General features: G+C 64.4%; 18 protein-coding genes. 6 read left to right on the forward strand and 12 right to left on the reverse strand.

Annotated elements, in window-relative coordinates:
* Positions 1–142 precede the first annotated feature (142 nt).
* A complete protein-coding gene (locus HWX76_RS13230; protein ID WP_089490056.1) occupies positions 143–1,075 on the reverse strand; it encodes a LysR family transcriptional regulator in 933 nt (310 codons plus the stop codon).
* A 210-nt stretch (positions 1,076–1,285) separates the two neighbouring features.
* On the opposite strand from HWX76_RS13230, the gene HWX76_RS13235 reads away from it, so the two are divergent.
* Positions 1,286–2,152: an NmrA family NAD(P)-binding protein gene (locus tag HWX76_RS13235; protein ID WP_176015980.1), complete on the forward strand. Its 867-nt coding sequence runs from the start codon at positions 1,286–1,288 to the stop codon at positions 2,150–2,152.
* Between the two features lie 372 nt (positions 2,153–2,524).
* Here the strand turns inward: HWX76_RS13235 and HWX76_RS13240 are convergent, their stop codons facing one another.
* On the reverse strand, positions 2,525–2,959 hold the full coding sequence (locus tag HWX76_RS13240; protein WP_050015389.1) for a helix-turn-helix domain-containing protein: 435 nt from the start codon (positions 2,957–2,959) through the stop codon (positions 2,525–2,527).
* 109 nt (positions 2,960–3,068) lie between these two features.
* Between HWX76_RS13240 and HWX76_RS13245 the strand changes: the two genes are divergently transcribed.
* Together HWX76_RS13245 and HWX76_RS13250 are read left to right on the forward strand one after the other, a co-directional pair.
* Positions 3,069–3,686, forward strand: a complete 618-nt coding sequence (locus tag HWX76_RS13245) for an NAD(P)H-dependent oxidoreductase (protein WP_176015903.1) — start codon at positions 3,069–3,071, stop codon at positions 3,684–3,686.
* Positions 3,683–3,940, forward strand: coding sequence for a hypothetical protein (locus HWX76_RS13250; RefSeq protein WP_204384786.1), 258 nt, complete (start codon positions 3,683–3,685; stop codon positions 3,938–3,940). The genes HWX76_RS13245 and HWX76_RS13250 overlap by 4 nt, the downstream gene beginning before the upstream one ends.
* 207 nt (positions 3,941–4,147) lie before the next feature.
* On the opposite strand, the gene HWX76_RS13255 is transcribed toward HWX76_RS13250, so the two are convergent.
* From HWX76_RS13255 to HWX76_RS13280, 6 genes are all read right to left on the reverse strand, one after another.
* Positions 4,148–5,380 (reverse strand): MFS transporter, encoded by a 1,233-nt coding sequence (locus HWX76_RS13255; protein ID WP_050015386.1) that lies wholly within the window; start codon positions 5,378–5,380, stop codon positions 4,148–4,150.
* 173 nt (positions 5,381–5,553) lie between these two features.
* Positions 5,554–6,387 carry a shikimate dehydrogenase gene (gene aroE / locus HWX76_RS13260; protein ID WP_050015384.1) on the reverse strand — a complete coding sequence of 278 codons (834 nt, stop codon included), beginning with the start codon at positions 6,385–6,387 and terminating at the stop codon, positions 5,554–5,556.
* The gene (locus HWX76_RS13265; protein WP_050015382.1) at positions 6,384–7,607 is read right to left on the reverse strand and encodes a CoA transferase; all 1,224 of its coding nucleotides are present in this window, start codon (positions 7,605–7,607) and stop codon (positions 6,384–6,386) included. Before HWX76_RS13265 ends, aroE begins: the two co-directional genes overlap by 4 nt.
* Positions 7,607–8,065: a MaoC family dehydratase gene (locus tag HWX76_RS13270; protein WP_124592795.1), complete on the reverse strand. Its 459-nt coding sequence runs from the start codon at positions 8,063–8,065 to the stop codon at positions 7,607–7,609. The genes HWX76_RS13265 and HWX76_RS13270 overlap by 1 nt, the downstream gene beginning before the upstream one ends.
* A gap of 2 nt (positions 8,066–8,067) precedes the next feature.
* Positions 8,068–8,460 (reverse strand): VOC family protein, encoded by a 393-nt coding sequence (locus HWX76_RS13275; RefSeq protein ID WP_050015379.1) that lies wholly within the window; start codon positions 8,458–8,460, stop codon positions 8,068–8,070.
* Positions 8,457–9,407, reverse strand: coding sequence for a 2-dehydropantoate 2-reductase (locus HWX76_RS13280; RefSeq protein ID WP_050015377.1), 951 nt, complete (start codon positions 9,405–9,407; stop codon positions 8,457–8,459). The genes HWX76_RS13275 and HWX76_RS13280 overlap by 4 nt, the downstream gene beginning before the upstream one ends.
* A gap of 81 nt (positions 9,408–9,488) precedes the next feature.
* On the opposite strand from HWX76_RS13280, the gene HWX76_RS13285 reads away from it, so the two are divergent.
* Positions 9,489–10,409, forward strand: a complete 921-nt coding sequence (locus HWX76_RS13285; RefSeq protein ID WP_176015981.1) for a LysR family transcriptional regulator — start codon at positions 9,489–9,491, stop codon at positions 10,407–10,409.
* An 86-nt stretch (positions 10,410–10,495) separates the two neighbouring features.
* Here HWX76_RS13285 and HWX76_RS13290 read toward each other — a convergent pair whose 3' ends face one another.
* The 3 genes from HWX76_RS13290 to HWX76_RS13300 form a co-directional block, all read right to left on the reverse strand.
* Entirely contained in the window at positions 10,496–12,403 is a 1,908-nt protein-coding gene (locus HWX76_RS13290; protein ID WP_176015904.1) for a DUF3857 domain-containing protein, read from the reverse strand.
* Between the two features lie 289 nt (positions 12,404–12,692).
* The gene (locus tag HWX76_RS13295; RefSeq protein WP_176015905.1) at positions 12,693–13,214 is read right to left on the reverse strand and encodes a DUF2867 domain-containing protein; all 522 of its coding nucleotides are present in this window, start codon (positions 13,212–13,214) and stop codon (positions 12,693–12,695) included.
* 180 nt (positions 13,215–13,394) lie between these two features.
* A complete protein-coding gene (locus tag HWX76_RS13300; RefSeq protein WP_176015906.1) occupies positions 13,395–13,976 on the reverse strand; it encodes a TetR/AcrR family transcriptional regulator in 582 nt (193 codons plus the stop codon).
* 255 nt (positions 13,977–14,231) lie between these two features.
* Here HWX76_RS13300 and HWX76_RS13305 point away from each other — a divergent pair, with 255 nt between their 5' ends.
* Complete coding sequence (locus HWX76_RS13305) at positions 14,232–15,335, forward strand: alpha/beta hydrolase (protein ID WP_176015982.1); 1,104 nt, start codon at positions 14,232–14,234, stop codon at positions 15,333–15,335.
* A 52-nt stretch (positions 15,336–15,387) separates the two neighbouring features.
* Here HWX76_RS13305 and HWX76_RS13310 read toward each other — a convergent pair whose 3' ends face one another.
* A complete protein-coding gene (locus HWX76_RS13310) occupies positions 15,388–16,308 on the reverse strand; it encodes a LysR family transcriptional regulator (protein WP_176015907.1) in 921 nt (306 codons plus the stop codon).
* Between the two features lie 112 nt (positions 16,309–16,420).
* On the opposite strand from HWX76_RS13310, the gene HWX76_RS13315 reads away from it, so the two are divergent.
* Positions 16,421–17,035: an NIPSNAP family protein gene (locus HWX76_RS13315; protein WP_124637513.1), complete on the forward strand. Its 615-nt coding sequence runs from the start codon at positions 16,421–16,423 to the stop codon at positions 17,033–17,035.
* Positions 17,036–17,061 lie beyond the last annotated feature (26 nt).

The following is a 17,061-nucleotide window of genomic DNA, read 5'->3' on the forward strand; positions in this document are numbered from 1 at the left end:
CGACGCGACCGGGTGCAGGCGGTCGCGTCGATCGTCTTTATCGAGGTAAGCAATCACGATATCGACGCCCCCGGCGCATTCAATTGCCGGATACCTGCCGGCACCCTGTCGAAGCTCGCTAACGGGTTTCGCCGGAACAGCACTAACGGGCGCCGACGCCGCCGTGCACGCCCGTCAGTTCGACCATGAAATCCAGGAACGCGCGAGTCTTCGCCGGCACGTGATGCCGGGATGGGTAGTACGCGTATAACGGGTACCGCTCGTCGGCCCATTCGGGAAAAAGATTGATCAACCGGCCGTCGGCGATCAGCGGCTCGGCGCCGAGCAGCAACATCTGCGCAATGCCGGAACCGGCGAGGCATGCGTTGAGCAGCGCGCCGGGATCGTTGACCGTCAGGCGTCCGCGGGTGTCGACCACGATGCGTTTGCGCCGGCGATGGAATTCCCACGCGAACGGCCTGCCTGTCTCCGGATTGCGGAATTCCAGGCAGCGGTGGCTGCGGTTTTCGAGGTCCTGGGGTTTGGCCGGTCGTCCCCGGCGTGCGATGTACGAGGGCGCCGCGACCGTCACGACGCCGGTATCGAGCAGCTTTCTCGCGATCAGGCTGGATGGCCGCGGTTCGCCGAATCGCACGGCGAGGTCGAAGCCGTCCATGACGAGGTCGCCCAGGCTGTCGCGCGCGATGAGCTCGATTTCGAGCTCGGGATGCGCGTCCATGAACGCATCGAGCCGTGGCCCGAGAATGGCCCGGTAGACGACCGGATCCAGATTGATTCGCAGCCTTCCGCGCACCGCGGAGACGCTGCCCGCCGCCGCTGCCGCGGCTTCCTCCAGCCCGGCGAGATGGGGCATGACCTGCTCGTAAAAGCGGCGGCCCTCTTCGGTCAGCGACACCGACCGCGTCGTTCGGTTGAACAGCCGGATGTTCAGCCTTCTCTCCAGCCGCGCAATCGCTCGACTGACGCCCGGCGGCGTCATGCCGATGACGTCGGCGGCGGCCGAAAACGTCCCCGCATCGACCACGGCAGCGAACACGCTGATGCTGCCGGACAGTTTCTCGCTACTGGATCTCATGGTTGTTCGACTGAGTACGGTTGGCCGATCGCGCGCGACCCACTGAAGGCCGACACGCCAACGCCGCACAGCGTAGCCATGCCGGGCGTCGGTGTCGATCATGCTGAATTGATGACATGTTGTCACTTATCTGATTCCATCCATGTCATTTTGTTTTGGTCGGCGTTTGTCCAGAATGCGAGCCACGTATTCACACATGGAGAACGAGCAATGTATGCAATCACTGGAATCACCGGTCAGGTCGGTGGCGCACTGGCGCGCGAACTGCTGGCCTCGGGCGACGCGGTGCGCGCGGTCGTACGCGACACGACGCGGGCAGCGGCATGGGCGGCGCGCGGGTGCGAGGTCGCGACCGCGTTCATGGAAGACCCTTCGTCGCTCGCCGCCGCATTCACCGGCGCGAGGGGCGTGTTCATCCTGCTGCCGCCGGTGTTCGATCCGGCGCCCGGGTTTCCCGAAGCGCGGAAGGTGATCGAAGCCGTATCCGCCGCGCTGCTGAAGGCGCGCCCCGAAAAGGTCGTTTGCCTGTCGACGATCGGCGCGCAGGCCGACGAGACCAATCTGCTCACGCAACTCACGCTGATGGAGCAGGCGCTGCGCGAGATGCCGATGCCGGTGACGTTCCTGCGGCCCGGCTGGTTCATCGAGAACGCCGCGTGGGACGTTGCCTCCGCGCGCGACGGGGGCGTCGTCGCCAGTTATCTGCAGCCGCTCGACAAGCCCGTGCCGATGGTCGCCACCGCGGACGTGGGCCGCGTCGCGACGGAATTGCTTCGGCAGACGTGGAGCGGGGTGCGTGTTGTCGAGCTCGAAGGCTCGCGCCGGGTGAGCCCCAACGATCTCGCGCTGGCCTTCGCTCGCGTTCTGGGCCGGGACGTGCGAGCGGAAGCCGTCGACAGGCGAACGTGGGACGCGTTGTTTCGCGCGCAGGGCATGAAGCATCCGCGCCCGCGCACGCGCATGCTGGACGGCTTCAACGAAGGCTGGATCGATTTCGAAAGCGGTCCTGACGAAATCTTGCGAGGCCATGTCGCGCTGGACACGGTGCTGGGCGAGTTGGTGTCGCGTGCGGTCTGATTGAGTGCGGTGGCGGGGCGTGGCGTGCTTGCGCTACGCCCGCCCATGCATCGGATTTCCGGTCAGGCAGATAGTGGCTTCCATGCCGAAGGGGGGGGGTAAATGTCGCTATTGACGTCATTGATGACTATGGCGAACGGCCTCGTCCGGAGTCTGGACTGCGCAGCATTTCGGGCATCCGCCGGTGTCTCCTGCGGCTCAGCCCGATGGAGGCCAATCGGATGACATTTTCGCCGGAACTTCACCTGCTGGATAGATCGGAAAATGCAGCGCTTTCGCACCCCAAGAAAGATCCGCGTCGGGACAGGTCCCGACGCGAGCCGGCACTTGGATTTCGCCGCTGTGTTTGCACAAGCCACGGCCTCGATCCGTTTATCGACGCTGGTAGACAACGCCCTGAATCAAGACCTGATCCGGCTCCGGCTCCTCGTCAAAACGTTTATGCGCTTCGGCAATGGCGACTTGATTCTCGTTCGCCCAGTTGACCAACGCCATGACAGGCTTCAACAGCGTTCTTCCCATGTCAGTGAGTTGGTAATCGACGCGAGGAGGAATCGTTGGATACATCGTTCGCGTTACCAGTCCGTCGCGTTCCAGTCCGCGCAAGGTCAGTGTCAGCATCCGCTGCGAAATGCCGTCGATGCCGCGCTTCAATTCGTTGAAGCGCCGCGAGCCATTGGCCAGCATGGCGACAATGTAGAGGCTCCACTTGTCGCCGATGCGATCCAGGATTTCACGAGTTGCCAGGCAGCCGCCAGCGTCAGGTGCAGGCATATCGGCAGGTAGTTCGGAGTGACTAAGTGACATGCGTGTGCCTTCTTGTGGGAAAACGGCAGGAACCATACCATCCTTTGTATGAATTGGTAAGTAAGGATCGATATCTTACTTAGTTCTCTTTTTATACCTTGGAGCCGCCGTGAGCCACACCCTACTTGTCACGTCCAGCCCGCGCGGGGCTGACAGCCTTTCCACCCGATTTGCCACCGAAATCGCAGAGGGCATCCAGGCGCGCGCGGGCGGCCCGCTGACCGTGCGTGACCTTGCCGCGAATCCTCCGCCCCATATCGCACCGGCCTACATCCAGGGCCGGATCACGTCGCCCGAAGATCGCACGCCGGAACAGGTCGAGGCGGTGAAGGTCGCGCAAGAGTTGGTCGATGAGTTGAAGGTCGCCGATGTGATCGTGCTCGGTTCGGGCATGATCAACTTCAGTCTGTCCTCGCAGCTAAAGGCGTGGTTCGATCACGTCACCTGGCCGGGCGTCACCTTCAGTTACGGCGATACTGGGCCGAAGGGACTGCTGACTGGCAAGAAAGTCTATCTCCTTGCCGCTGCCGGTGGCGTGTTCTCGGAAGGTGCCTGGGCGCCGTTCGACTTCCAGACCAGCTATTTGCTGCATCTGCTCGGTTTCATCGGCCTGACCGACGTTGAAGTGGTGCGTGTCGAAGGCACGGTTTTCGGCCCCGATGCGGCGAAGGCCGCAATCGCCCACACCGAAACGGCTATCAAAGCCTTGTTGGCGAAGGCTGCGTGACGCTGGCTGACATTGCCGCCGACTACGGTTTTAACCGCGATCAGGCGCGTGCCATCGCTCTTGATCCTGAACGGCACCATCGCGTCGAAGCGGAAGCGTTCAAGTCGGCCAATGCCGGTGTGCGTTCGGTTCCTCATTTTGTCTTTGGGGAAAGCATTGCCATCAATGAGGGGCGCAGCGAAGACGAGATTGCTGGCAATACAAGCAGCTTCCGGCGCGATCGCTCTCTGACGCGGCTTCCTCAAATCCAATGACTCGGAAGTCGGCGTACGCCCGATAAGGTTCTGCGGAGGTGTCGACCGTGTTGGCCGATGCCCGACCAAAAGACCGGCCGTCGGATGACCGAAGTACTTCAAGAAGCGACGAAGGGACCGTGATCTTACGACCGATCGCAATGGGTCGACAGCTGACGACGCGCTGAAAACCCATACCGCCTTCTCCCACCGATTTCCCGCCGCAACTCACCGACCATTCCCCGCCCGCGCGGGAACGACTGCCACCCCCAAATTCGCGCCACCCATTCTCGGCAACCACGCAAACGCAATCGTAACCAGCGTGACGCCCACGCCAAGCATCGGCACCACCATCGGCCACGCGCCGGACGGATAGCGCGGATCGGTGAAAGCCGCCGCCGTCTGCCCCACGCTGAAAGCGAAGAACATCATGATGAAGCCGGACCACGAGACCGCGCGGCCGGCAAGATGTGGCAGCCCGCTGACCGCGCCTGCCTGCCCGCACGGCTGATGGATCCCGTGGCCGAGGCAATACACGCCATGCCCGACGAGCAGCGGCCAGATGCTGCCGGGAAGCAGCGCGCACCCCAATGCCTGGATCACCGCACCGGAGAGGCTCAACGTCGCCCCTTGGCGTACCGTTCGCAGCATGCTTTGACGTCGCAGCAACTGCCGGCAGCCAAAGGTACTCAGCACATAGACGAGCGTCCCGCTCGCGGGGATCCAGCCGTATCGCTGCGGCGAGATGCCGAACTGCCGGATGTAGATCGTCGGAGAAAGCAGCAGAAAACAGAACATGCCGGTGTACGTCGACGCGGCCAGCAGCGTCCATACCCTGAACGGGGCATTGCCGAATATCTCGCGCACGTCCCCGGTCGAGTTCCTACGCGGCGCGATTCTGGCGGCGCTTTCCTCGAAGCCGTACCAGCACATGACGAGCAAGCCGAACGCATACAGGCTCATCCCGGCGAGTACCCATCGCCAGCCGGCGTGCTGCGTGACATACGCACCGACAAGCGGGGCGAGGAACGCCATCATTCCCATTCCCATGAAACCGCGCGCCATCACGTACGGGCCGTCGCCCGCCGAATACCGGTCGCGCACCGTCGCACGGGCGCATACCAGGATCGCGGCCATGGCAAAGCCCTGCATCGCACGCGCGGCCACCAGCATCGCGGCGGTCGACGCGATCGCCGCCGCCAATGCACTCAGCGCATAGAGCGCAAGGCCGGTCAGCAAGACGGGACGACGGCCGAATCGGTCGGAAAGACTGCCCATCGGCAACTGTCCGATACCGAATATCAGTGCGAAAACCGTGAGGCTGACGCTGGCGGAGCCCAGCGTCGCGGCGATTTCGGGCAGTGCCGGCAGGTAACTGTCGGTCGCCACCGGCTGGGCCGCCAGCAGCAGCGGCAACATGAGCGCGAAGTTCAGGCGAGCGGGGCGCGTGGTGTCCGGCATGACGGTGTTCGGCACGGTCTCGGGCGTGGGAGGAGGGCCGCGGCAAGGCAGCGTTGCTCGGCGCGGCGCGTTCGTATGGACGCGCCGAGTCTACCCGATCGCGCCTGCCGCCTCTGTCGCGATCGATGGCATCGCGCATCGGGATCGCCTGCATGCCGATCCCCATCGCGTGTTCAGTCGAACGGCACGGCCAGCCGATCGATCACCGAACTGGTCGCGGGGCGCACACCGCGCCACCATGCGAACGCCTCGGCCGCCTGCTCGACCAGCATGCCGACGCCATCCGCGATCCCGTGCACGCCGGCATTTTTCGCGAGCCGGAGAAACGGCGTGAGTCGCTTGCCATAGGCGAGCTCGTAAGCAGTTCCCTTCGGACTGAACACGCTCGGCGGGACAGGCGGCAGGTCGCCGGTCAAACTGGCCGACGTCGCGTTGACGACCAGGTCGAAACGTCCCATCCGCGCGAGGTCCGCGTAGCTGCCGGCCACGAGCGGGCCGCGCCCGGCGACCTGCGCGGCCAGTGCGCGCGCCTTGTCGACGTCGCGATTCGCGATCACGAGTTCCGCCGGGCCGGCTTCGAGGAACGGCAACAGCGCGCCGCGTGCCGCGCCGCCCGCACCGAGCACCAGCACACGCTTGCCGGCCATCGGCAGATGGAGGTTCGCCTCGATGTCGCGAACCAGCCCGATGCCGTCGAAGTTGTCCGCCAGGATGCGGCCGCCGTCGAACTTGAGTGCGTTGGCCGCGCCCGCGAGTTGCGCACGCTCGCTGCGTTCATCCGACATCGCGAACGCGTCGAGCTTGAACGGCGCGGTGACGTTGATGCCCTTGCCGCCGCCATCGAAAAACGCACGCACCGCGGCAGCGAAAGCGCCTGCCGGCTCGAGCGGGCCCTCGATCGCCGTATAGCGGAGGTCCTGCTTCGTCTCTTGCGCGAAGAGGCCGTGAATCAGCGGGGATTTCGTATGTCCGATCGGATTGCCGATCACCGCGTATTGATCAGTCATCGTTGGCTCGCTTTCGAGTAGAGGACACCGTCGGCCTGCATCGCATCGATTTCGGCCGAATCGAACCCGAGAGAACGGGCGACTTCCGCGTTGTGCTGCCCGAGATCGGGCGCGACGTCGCGAATCGTCGTATCGCAATCGGAGAACCGGAACGGCAGGTTGGGCAGGCGCAGCGTGCCGTAGCGCGGATGCTGCTGCTCGACGACCATGCCTCTGGCCTGGATCTGCGGATCGTTCAACACTTCGTCGATGCGCTGCACCTTCGCGCACGGAACGTCGATGCCGTCCAGCAGGTCCAGTACCGACGCGACGGAACGCGCGGCCACCCACGGCTCGACCACCGACAGAATCTCCGTACGGTGCGCGTTGCGTCCGGTGCTGTCGTGAAACCGCGTGTCGGCGCCGAAACCCGCCGGGCCACCGTGTGCCGCGATCAGCGCGGCGAAGCGCTTCCACGCGTCGTCCACCTGCGCGGCGATCACGAGATCGCCGTCCGCGGCGCGGAACACGCCATAGAGCGTCGACGTCGGCATGTCGTGCCCGGTCTGCTCGGGCAGCACGCCCTTCAGCGTGTAGCACTGCACCGCGTATTCGTGCATCGATACCAGCGTGTCGTACAGCGCCATGTCGACGTGCTGCCCGCGACCGCTCTTCACGCGCCCCAGCAGCGCGGCGTTGATCGCCGCGACCGCATGAATGCCCGTGTACATGTCGCCGAGCGAAATGCGCAGCAGCGGCGGGCGCTCGCCCGGCGTGCCGACCATCTGCATGATCCCGCTCTTCGCTTCGGCGATCAGCCCGAAACCTGCGCGATGCGCATCGGGGCCGGTGTGACCGTACGCCGAAATCGAGCAATAGACGAGGCCCGGATTGCGCGCCGACAGTGCTTCATAGCCGAGCCCGAGCTTGTCCAGTGCGCCCGGCCGATAGTTCTCGATGAAGACGTCGGCGGAGTCGCACAGCCGCTGCATGAACGCCTTGCCGCGCGGGTCCTTCATGTTGACGCTCACGCCGCGCTTGCCCATGTTGAGCTGCAGGAAATAGCCGCTTTGCTGGTCGTCGAGCACGGTCGCGTGCTGGCGTCCGGCGTCGCCGGCGCCGGGACGCTCGACCTTGATGACTTCGGCGCCGAGCGCCGCGAGACAGCGCCCGACATACGGGCCGGCGAGGAAATGGCTGTAGTCGACGACGCGAATGCCTTCGAGGGGACGAGCCTGCATCACAGTGCCTCCGGACGGCGCGGCACCATCAGTCGATGTTCGCCGCGTTGAACGACCTGCCCGTCCTGATTGATCAGTTCCGACGGCAGCACGACGATGCCCCAGTCCGGACGGCTCTTGCTGGCCCGCATCGACCCGACGCGGAACGTCACGTGCAGCACGTCGCCGACCTTGATCGGCAGCAGGAAATCCCAGGTCCAGCCGAGCGACATGCCCGGCAGGAAGCGATAGTCGCTCTGCGTCTTCAGGCCGTCGGCCACGGACAGGCCGAACAGCCCGTGCGCGACGAGGCAGCCGAAATGGCTGGCGTTCGCGTATGCCTCGTCCACGTGAACGGGCGTGTGGTCGCCGGTGAGGTCGGCATACGCGAGAATGCGCTCCTTGGTCACGACGTAGGTCGGGCTCATGCAGGTGTCGCCTTCGCGGGCGTCGTCCCAGTATTTCTCGACGATGGTCATGGTCATGCCTCCGCGCGCGGGTTGATCGCCAGCGCCTGCGCAACGCAGGAAGCCGGCCGCGCCTGAATCAGTTCGACGGCGAGCCCGTCGGGCAGGCGAATCCAGTTGCGCCCCTGCGGCATCTCGGTCACGTCGAATCGCTGCGCCGCGGCCAGCGCGGCCTCCAGGTCCTCGCACATCACGCCGAGATGGGCGAGCCGGCCTTCCGGGCCGTCATGTTCCGGCGCGTGGATGAACTGCAGGCCGCCGAGCGTCCAGTACTGCCGCGGTGCGTCGAGCGTGCCGTCCACTTCGCGCAGCGTCATGCCGAGCACGTCCTCGAAGAAACGGATGTGCCAGTGGATGTCCTTCACCCAGATCGCAACGTGTTCGAGATAGGCTTTCGTGGCGCTCATGCGGCTGCCTCCTCGCGTTGGCGATCGGCCATCGCGCGCTCCAATCCCTTGATGCAGGCGACGAGCGTGGCATTGACCGGCGTCGGCACGCCGTGGCGCTGCCCGGCACGCACGACCGAACCGTTGATGAAGTCGATCTCGGTGATCGAGCCTTTCTCCAGGCTTTGCAGCATCGACGTCTTGAAAGCGGCCGGCAGGCCCTCGGCGGCGAGCGTCCATGCCTGTTCGGGATCGGTCATCGACAGTTTCACGCCGGCCGCCTGCGCCGCCGCGATTGCCTCGGCGACCGCCGCGAGCGACGTCGCCTTCAGCAGCGGCTCGTCGTAGAGCTGCCCGTAGGTGAGGCCGGTCAGGCCCGTCAGCGCGCCCGTCGCGACATTCACCAGCAGCTTGTCCCACATCGTGCCGACGATGTTGTCGCTGATCGTCGTCGCGAGGCCGGCGGCATCGAACGCGGCGGCGATCGCCTGCACGCGCGGCGTGATGCGTCCGTCGAGTTCGCCGATGTACGTGTATTTGCCGATCACGCCGGATTCGATATGACCGGGCCCGCGCAGCACGCCGCCGACGTAGGTCTTGCCCGCGAGCACGCGCTCGCGGCCGACGGCGTCGCTCAGAATGTCCTCGTGGCCGAGGCCGTTCTGCAGTGACAGCACGACGCTATCGGGCCCGACCAGCGACAGCGCGCCGCGGATCGCCGCGTCGGTGTGGAACGACTTGACCAGCACCACGACCATGTCGGCCGTGCCGACTTCGGCAGCCTGTGTCGTCGCGTGCACGCGTACCTGCCGGGTGCCGCGCGCGTCGTCGACCCGCAGGCCGTCACGGCGCATCGCATCGACGTGCGCGGGCGAGCGGTCGATCAACCAGGTCTCGTGACCGCCTTCGGTGAGGGTGGCGCCGATCGCACAGCCCAGTGCGCCGGCTCCCAGAATCGCAATTTTCAATGCTGTCTCCTTGACGTATGGCCTCACGATAGGAGCCGTCGCTCATGTCGACAATGCAATGGATACAATGGCGTCATTGCCCTGGACAATAATGAAACGATGCCCGCCGATCTGCCGGACCTGAAGCTGCTTCAGCTATTCGATCTCCTGTACGACGTGCGCAGCGTCACGCGCGTCGCCGAGCAACTTGGCCAGAGCCAGCCGACGGTCAGCATCTGGCTCGGGCACTTGCGGGAACATTTGCACGATCCACTCTTCATCCGCACGCCCGGCGGCATGGCGCCGACTCCTCAGGCCGACGCACTGATCGGGCCATGCCGGGAAATCCTCGAATCGCTGCGGCGCTTCACGGCGTGGGAGATCGCGTTCGACCCGGCGACCGCCCAGCGACGCTTTCGCATCTGCATGACCGACGCGAGCCACGTCACGCTGTTGCCGCGGCTGCTGGCCCATGTCCGCGCGCAGGCGCCGGGCGTCCGGCTCGAAGCCGCGCGGATCGACGGCAATACGGAGCGGGCGCTCGAATCCGGCGAAGCCGATCTCGCGATCGGCTACGTGCCGTGGCTGGGCGGTGGCATTTACCAGCAGAAGCTGTATGACCAGGACTGGATTTGTCTGGTGAATCGGCATCACCCGCGGATTCGCGGCCGGCTCGGGGTCAAGCAGTATCGGGCGGAAGGACATGTCGCCATCACGGCGGGAACCGGGGCGCAACTGCTCGAACAGGCGCTGCGGCAGGCGCGCATCGAGCGGGACGTGGTGCTGGAATTGCCGGGGTTTCTCGGGTTGGGGGCGATCGTCCAGACGACCGACCTGATCACGACGCTACCTCGTCATATCGGCGAGACGCTGGCGCAGGCCAACGATCTCGCGGTTCATGCCTGCCCGATTCCGGTCGACGGCTTCGCGGTGCGGCAGCATTGGCACGCGCGCTATCACCACGAGGCCGGCAACCGGTGGCTGCGCGGCGTCGTGATTCGACTGTTCGGCAATTCGCATTGACCTGCGGCTTGGGCATGCGAGATGGAGGCCGGAAGTCTCGTGGTTGAAGTGCGTCGAATTCCGGCCTGAACGCACCCGCAAGTCGATCATCGATAGACGATCTGTGCGGCAAGGTCGTGCTTGATCGACCTGGCCATTCTTCGGAATTCGGGGTACTCGTCCGGCTGTAAATACGGCCGCGGTGAATTCAGTTCGAGCGTCCGGGTCGCCCTGATGGTCCTGCCTTCCAGTGCATAGGACGACGTATAAGTGCCGAGCGGTGACGTCACCGTGACGGGCTTCGGAAGGCTCAACACCTGCATCGAAGTCGGCAACTCCAGTTTCGTGATTTCGCTGAAGCGTCCGGCTTTGAACAGGAACGGGGTTTTGCGTCTGGCCGAGCCTGCCCAGTCGAAGGCGCTGGCGACGGTGTCGAAGCCGCCCAGTCCTCTCGGGACGCGCATCGCGCCGGGGCCGGGGAGCGGCGTGTAGTCCGGTAGTTCGAATACACCGGAAAACGAAAACGCAGTGCGGAGATCACCGACGTCGCCGTGACGGTAGCGGCCGGTGCCTTCCGATCCGTTCGCGGTAAGGAACGCCTGCGCAAACATTGGTTCGGCGCCTGCCGGCAGCGCGGCAAATATCGAGCGGGCGATCCAGTCGTATTCGCCGCGGTTTTCGACTTTGCTGTCGCCGCGAACGGTGCCGAGTGGGTCGAGCGTGGTGTGCGTGGTGACCGTCACCGTATCGGCGTCGGCGTGTGCAACGGGAAGGACGACCAAGCGAGACGGCGCATCGCCGATGCCCGTCAGCAACGCCTGCTTGCCTTCCTCGTTGAAAGGAAGGGTGCCGAAGCGCGCCGTGCCGGCCGTCGAGTCGAGGTAGACGTCGAATTCGGGAACGTAGGTAATCGCGTGATTGAATACGGCCAGTGGACTGGCGGCCGAAGGCAGCCAATAGCGAGTGTCGGCATTCACGAGTACCGTGCTGCTCGAGATGCCTTTTGCTGCCAGCAGCGCCTGCAGCAGTGTCGTATGGTCCTTGCAGTCGCCATAGCGCGTGTGCAAGACGTCTTGCGCGGTGTGCGGCACGACGCCGCCGAAACCGAGGAACACGGCAACATAGCGGATGTTTCGGCTGACCCATTGATAGAGGGCCTCTGCCTGATCGCGCCGGTTGGCGACGCCGTTCGTGACGCGATCGGCCAGCGCTTGCACGTCGGGCGTCACGCTTGCCTGTGCCTGCGCACGGGCAGCGTATGCCTGCCCGAGCGCCGCGTAATCCGGGAACGTCGTCACCGCGAGCCGCGGGCTGCGATCGTCGATACTCGGCGCATGCGCTTCGAGTGGCTGTGCAGGCGCATCTTTTATCGTCCAGCGCCAGGTTTGCCGGCCATCGACATCGGCGGCAACGAGCCCGCCCTGCATGTCGACGACATCCGCATGCAGCGCCATCGAGGCGGGCGCGTTGATCGTAATGCTGGCGCGCTGGATCGGCTTGTTGCCCGGAAACGTGTCGTCGGCGGAGAACTGCCCGGGGAACAGCGGCGTAACCTGCGTCTCGCGCGTGCGCATGGTCACGGTGGCACCGGGCTCGACGCCGGGAAAGACGATCGTCTTGACGAGGTTGTCGTCGAAGCTGGGGGCGCGGACGCTCGACGCGCTTTGACGCGTGAAGATTGCGCTGGCCGGAACGTCGATCCGCACGCCGTCGTGCGTGGTGGTGTAGGCCTCGACCACGTCGAACTTCTGCAACTCACGGCTGTATTGATAGGAAACCTGACCATACGATCTGACGCCCTGTTCCGTCTCCATACGGATCGATCGTGTTTGATCATGGATCGACGAGCCGTCTCGATTCACGGTGTAGACGGTGTCGTCGGACAGGACGGTGACGGATGGAGCGGAATCGGCGGAATACGCGACTGTTGCATGCGCGGCGATTGCTGCCACGGCGACGTGTGCCCGTATCATGCGGCCGATTGAAGTGGATCGACGGTCTCGTGCAAGCAGCATGTGGAATGCCCTCTCGATTTCCTTGTTTTCCTCCGGTGAGGAGGACGCAAGAAATTACCACGACGATGAGGATGCCGCTATGAATCGAAGTGCGAATTCCACATTGACTTGCGCGTGTCGTGGTTGCGCAGACAGGTTTTTGTCAGCTGATTGTCGGGTCTTTCGTCAATCATTCGCCGCCTGGTGCGGTTGGATGCGAGGGCGAAATTTCGACGCTGGCGAATGGCGGGCGGTCGCGGCCGGGGCCGGGGCGACGATCCGCCGTTCGGGCGTAGCGGGGGGAGAGCGGCTATCGGCTGGGCCATCCAAGCGCCTGCGCCGAGTCGAGCGACGATCGCACGACGAGGCGATGGAAAGGCGCGATGACGCCGAGATAAGCCCGGCCCAACGGACGATTGTAGAAAACGAGCGTGGTGAGTGTCAGTCGCCGGGGCAGGTCATCAGATGCGGGCTGAACGAGCACCGACACACGGAAATCGAGATGCCTGTCGTCCTCGCCCAGAATGATCTCGTCGTCATGTCGTTCGAACACGCGAAAAATACTGATTCGGTCGCCGTTCGCGGCTTTCAACTCGGCCGTTCCTTTCAGGCCGAGCGGCCACACGACCGTGTCCCGAACGCGCAGCAGCATCACAATCCACTTGGGCTGCCCGGTAAAGATGTGTCGAGCGAGAGATTCCGCGTCGTTGCGGGCGGTCGCCGGCAAGGCCACCGAAAATGCGTCGGCAAAATCCGCCGCGCCGTATGAGCGGTTCAGCCTCGAGTTCGACGGCAGGTCGACCTGTTCGGCTTTCTTCGAATGCGTCTGCATGCCCGTTGTCCACGCGTTCACGTTGCCTGGGTACCGCTGCGCAGTTCAAGCAAACGCAGTCGGGAGAATTCGCTGCATCTCGTGCTTTCGCGGATACCGAACCGGTGCGGCATCACGGCGACGGGCAATGTCCCCGTGATGGGCGGAAGGCACGGCTCGTCACGACAACATCGGGGCGGATCACTCTTCGGTAGCACCCCACCCTTGGCCGCTGACATCTGCCAGCGCGGCGAATACGGCCGGCGAGCGTTCCAGGCGGGCGATCGTGCGTGCGCCTTCGAGCGCGGCGACCAACGCGGCCGCGGCCGAGGATGCGCGAGCGGAAGCAAAACCGCACCCCCTGAAATGGGCCGCAATCACCTCGGTCGAATCGGCAAACCCCCGCGCGACCCGCTCGGTCAGCTCGGCGTCGAGCGCGGGCAGTTCGTTGGCGAGGTTTTGCATGAGGCACCCGTACTGGAAATCGGCGGCGACCATTTCGGCCGCAAACGTGCTGAAGAGCCGACGCACGAAATCCAGCGCATGACCGGTCGTTTCGGCCGAGATGTTCTGCAAGACGGCAATGCGATTCGTGACGTACTGATCGATTGCTTCTTCCGCGAGTTGGGCCTTGCCGCGTGGAAAGTGAAAGTAGAACGATCCCTTGGGCGCGCCGCTTTCTTCGAGGATCTGGGTCAGTCCGGTCGCGGTGTAGCCCTGGATGCGAAACAGCCGTTCGGCCGTGGCAATCGCGCGAGCGCGAGCGTCAGTCTTGCGTGTCATGCCGGAAAAGTATCACGTTTGGCTTGACCCGGCTATGGCGATCGCCATACTATGGTGATCACCATAGCCCGGAGTGCCGCGATGCCCGTCGACAAGAGCAAGCTATCTGCGCCGAGACGAACGGTCCTGGCGATGGGCGCGGCCGGCCTGGTTGCGGCTTTGCTTCGCCCCGCCCGCGCAAACCCGACAGCAGAAGGGGATCCGACCATGCCGACCTACGCCGCAGGAACGCTTCCCAAAGGGGTGCGCTCGCGCATGATCCACGGGGTGAACGGCCTCGACGTCCATGTTCTCGAGGCCGGTCATGAAAGCGCCGGCCGGCCGCTCGCGTTGCTTTTGCACGGCTTTCCGGATCTGGCCTACGGCTGGCGACATCTGATGCCCATCCTGGCTGACGCGGGATACCACGTCGTGGCGCCCGACCAGCGGGGGGTTGGGCGCACCACCGGCTGGGTGAACGACTATGACGCCCCGCTCGCGCCGTTCAGCTTGTTGAATATGACGCGCGACGCGCTCGGATTGGTTTCTGCGTTGGGGTATCGGCAGACGTCAATGCTGGTAGGACACGACCTCGGCTCGCCCGTGGCGGCGTATTGTGCGCTGGCGCGACCTGACGTCTTTCCGTCGGTGGTGTTGATGAGCGCACCGTTCCCCGGCCCGCCGGCGCTTCCGTTCGACACGGCGCGAAGCGAGACATCGTCGGCTCAACCGAGCAGTGACGGTCGGAAACTGGCGGCGGCGCTTGCCGCGCTCGATCCGCCGAGACAGTATTACCAGCAATACCTGTGCACCCGGAACGCCAACCGGGACATGTGGCGCCCGCCCCAAGGTTTATCCGCGTTTCTTCGCGCATTCTTCCATGTCAAGAGTGCCGACTGGCCCGGAAACCAGCCGCATCCGCTCAAGGCGCTCACGGCCGCGGAGTTGGCGCAAATGCCCACGTACTACGTGATGGATCTCGGCAAGACGATGCCCGAAACCGTCGCGCCATTCCAGCCGTCCGCCGCCGAAACCCGTGCCTGCACATGGCTGACCGATGCGGAACTTGGCGTGTACACGGCGGAGTACGGCCGCACCGGGTTTCAAGGCGCGCTTCAGGCTTATCGTGTGTTGTCCGATCCTGATCTGAACGCCGAGTTGCGCCTGTTTTCGGGCAAGACGATCGATGTTCCCTCGCTCTTCATTGGCGGCACGAGCGATTGGGGCACCTATTCGGCGCCGGGCGCGCTCGACCTGATGAGAACGAAGGCGACGACGAGCATGCGTGGCATCGAACTGATCGACGGCGCAGGCCACTGGATCCAGCAGGAGCAACCGGCCAGACTGGGCGAACGCTTGCTCGCTTTCGCGAAGGCGTGAAGGAGGGGCGCGGTGGCATAGGGCTTTTTCGCGACCGGCGGCGGTAGCCGCATCAGGTCCGGGAGGCCGTTTCGGCGCCGAACCGGTCGACCACGAATTCCGTAAAGCTGCGAAGCTTCGATGATTTCTGCTTCTGTTGCGGATAAAGCAGATTCATCGACCGCACGGGGGCGGCGAAGTCCGGCATGATCTCGACGAGGCGCGCCTTGCGAATGTCCTCGTGGATCAGCATCGAAGGCAGCATCGCGATACCCAGCCCGCTCAACGTCGCGCGGCGCAACGCTTCCGCGCTGTCGATTTTCAGTCGGCCGTCCACGCAGATGCTCATCGGCCCGTCCGGGCCTTCCAGCATCCAGCGGGATTGTGCCGCGTGCCATTCCGATCGGGGCGGATACGCATACGTCAGGCAGTGATGCTCGCGCAGCGCATGCGGCGTAGTCGGCGCGCCATGTTCGTGAACGTAAGCGGGCGACGCACACATCACCAGCCGATAGGGCGCTAGCGGACGCGCCACCACATCCGGATTGGCTAGCGCGCCGATGCGAATGGCGGCCTCGAAACCCTCGTCGAACAGATCGGCGAGCGAGTCGGTTGCGACGATATCGAGCCTGATCTCGGGGTAGCGCCGGTAATAGTCCGCGAGCGCGGGAATCAGGCACTCGTTCGTGAACACGACAGGCGCCGTCACGCGCAGACGCCCGCGTGGATGCTCGAGGTGATCGAGCGCAAGCTGTTCCGTGTCGTCGACCAGACCGAGGACTTCGACGCATCGTTCGTAGTAAGCCTGGCCGAACGCGCTGACTTTCTGCTTACGCGTCGTGCGGTGAACGAGGACCGCGCCCAGCCGGCTTTCCAGCGCCTGAAGGTAGTTCCCGACCATGGTCGGCGACAGATCGGACGCTTGCGCGGCGGCCGTCAGGCTGCCCGTTTCCACGATGCGGACGAATACGGCCATCGCCTTGAAGAGATCCATTGTGCAATGCTACTGGATTCTGTTTCAAGGTGCGGCGCGTTTATCAGCCGCCGCTTTGGAAATACAGTGCAATGGAAATACATTGCGACAGGCGAGCGAAAGGAGGGCAGACATGCTGTATGAACTCACGACGTTGTCGTGTCCGCTTCTGGACCAGGATAGGGTGTCCGGCCGTGCGCATCGCTGGGTATCGGATGCCGACGCGCAAGGGCGGCTGCTTGGCGCATGGCGCACGGAAATTGGCGAGCTATCGCGGGTTGTCGTGCTGCGTGGCTTCGAGACGATGGATGAATTGCAGCATGAACGCAATCGGGCATTGAGCGCTGAGCAACCTTTCGGGATTGAAAGCGCGTCCGTTCGATTGAACATGGAAAGTTACGCACTTTTTCCTTTTCTACCCGATATCGAACCGGCGGTATTGGGCGACTTCTATGAGATTCGCCGCTACTGGCTGAAAGCCGGCGGTGTGGCGCCGACCATTTCCGCGTGGGAACGTGCGGTGGGTCCGGCCCAAGCCTATACGTCGCATCTCGTTTGCAACATGTACGCACTCGACGGACCGCCGCGCATCACGCACATCTGGGGGTTCTCGAGTCTGGAAGAACGCATGGCGTTGAGAAAGCGGCACTACGCGGAGGGTCTGTGGCCGCCGGCAGGCGGGCCGGAACAGATCGAACGGGCGACGTCGACGATCGGCTTGCCGGAGGCGTGGTCGCCGTTGCATTGAATGCGCGGCCGGCGCAGGCAAACCGC

This window comes from Burkholderia sp. BCC0398, assembly GCF_902833245.1.
Taxonomy (GTDB): domain Bacteria; phylum Pseudomonadota; class Gammaproteobacteria; order Burkholderiales; family Burkholderiaceae; genus Burkholderia; species Burkholderia sola.

Excerpts from the sequence above, each read along its gene's own strand:
- HWX76_RS13230 (WP_089490056.1), bottom strand. The coding sequence starts at position 1,075 with ATGAGATCCAGTAGCGAGAAACTGTCCGGCAGCATCAGCGTGTTCGCT.
- HWX76_RS13235 (WP_176015980.1), top strand. The coding sequence starts at position 1,286 with ATGTATGCAATCACTGGAATCACCGGTCAGGTCGGTGGCGCACTGGCG.
- HWX76_RS13240 (WP_050015389.1), bottom strand. The coding sequence starts at position 2,959 with ATGTCACTTAGTCACTCCGAACTACCTGCCGATATGCCTGCACCTGAC.
- HWX76_RS13255 (WP_050015386.1), bottom strand. The coding sequence starts at position 5,380 with ATGCCGGACACCACGCGCCCCGCTCGCCTGAACTTCGCGCTCATGTTG.
- aroE (WP_050015384.1), bottom strand. The coding sequence starts at position 6,387 with ATGACTGATCAATACGCGGTGATCGGCAATCCGATCGGACATACGAAA.
- HWX76_RS13265 (WP_050015382.1), bottom strand. The coding sequence starts at position 7,607 with ATGCAGGCTCGTCCCCTCGAAGGCATTCGCGTCGTCGACTACAGCCAT.
- HWX76_RS13270 (WP_124592795.1), bottom strand. The coding sequence starts at position 8,065 with ATGACCATCGTCGAGAAATACTGGGACGACGCCCGCGAAGGCGACACC.
- HWX76_RS13275 (WP_050015379.1), bottom strand. The coding sequence starts at position 8,460 with ATGAGCGCCACGAAAGCCTATCTCGAACACGTTGCGATCTGGGTGAAG.
- HWX76_RS13290 (WP_176015904.1), bottom strand. The coding sequence starts at position 12,403 with ATGCTGCTTGCACGAGACCGTCGATCCACTTCAATCGGCCGCATGATA.
- HWX76_RS13295 (WP_176015905.1), bottom strand. The coding sequence starts at position 13,214 with ATGCAGACGCATTCGAAGAAAGCCGAACAGGTCGACCTGCCGTCGAAC.
- HWX76_RS13300 (WP_176015906.1), bottom strand. The coding sequence starts at position 13,976 with ATGACACGCAAGACTGACGCTCGCGCTCGCGCGATTGCCACGGCCGAA.
- HWX76_RS13305 (WP_176015982.1), top strand. The coding sequence starts at position 14,232 with ATGATCCACGGGGTGAACGGCCTCGACGTCCATGTTCTCGAGGCCGGT.
- HWX76_RS13310 (WP_176015907.1), bottom strand. The coding sequence starts at position 16,308 with ATGGATCTCTTCAAGGCGATGGCCGTATTCGTCCGCATCGTGGAAACG.
- HWX76_RS13315 (WP_124637513.1), top strand. The coding sequence starts at position 16,421 with ATGCTGTATGAACTCACGACGTTGTCGTGTCCGCTTCTGGACCAGGAT.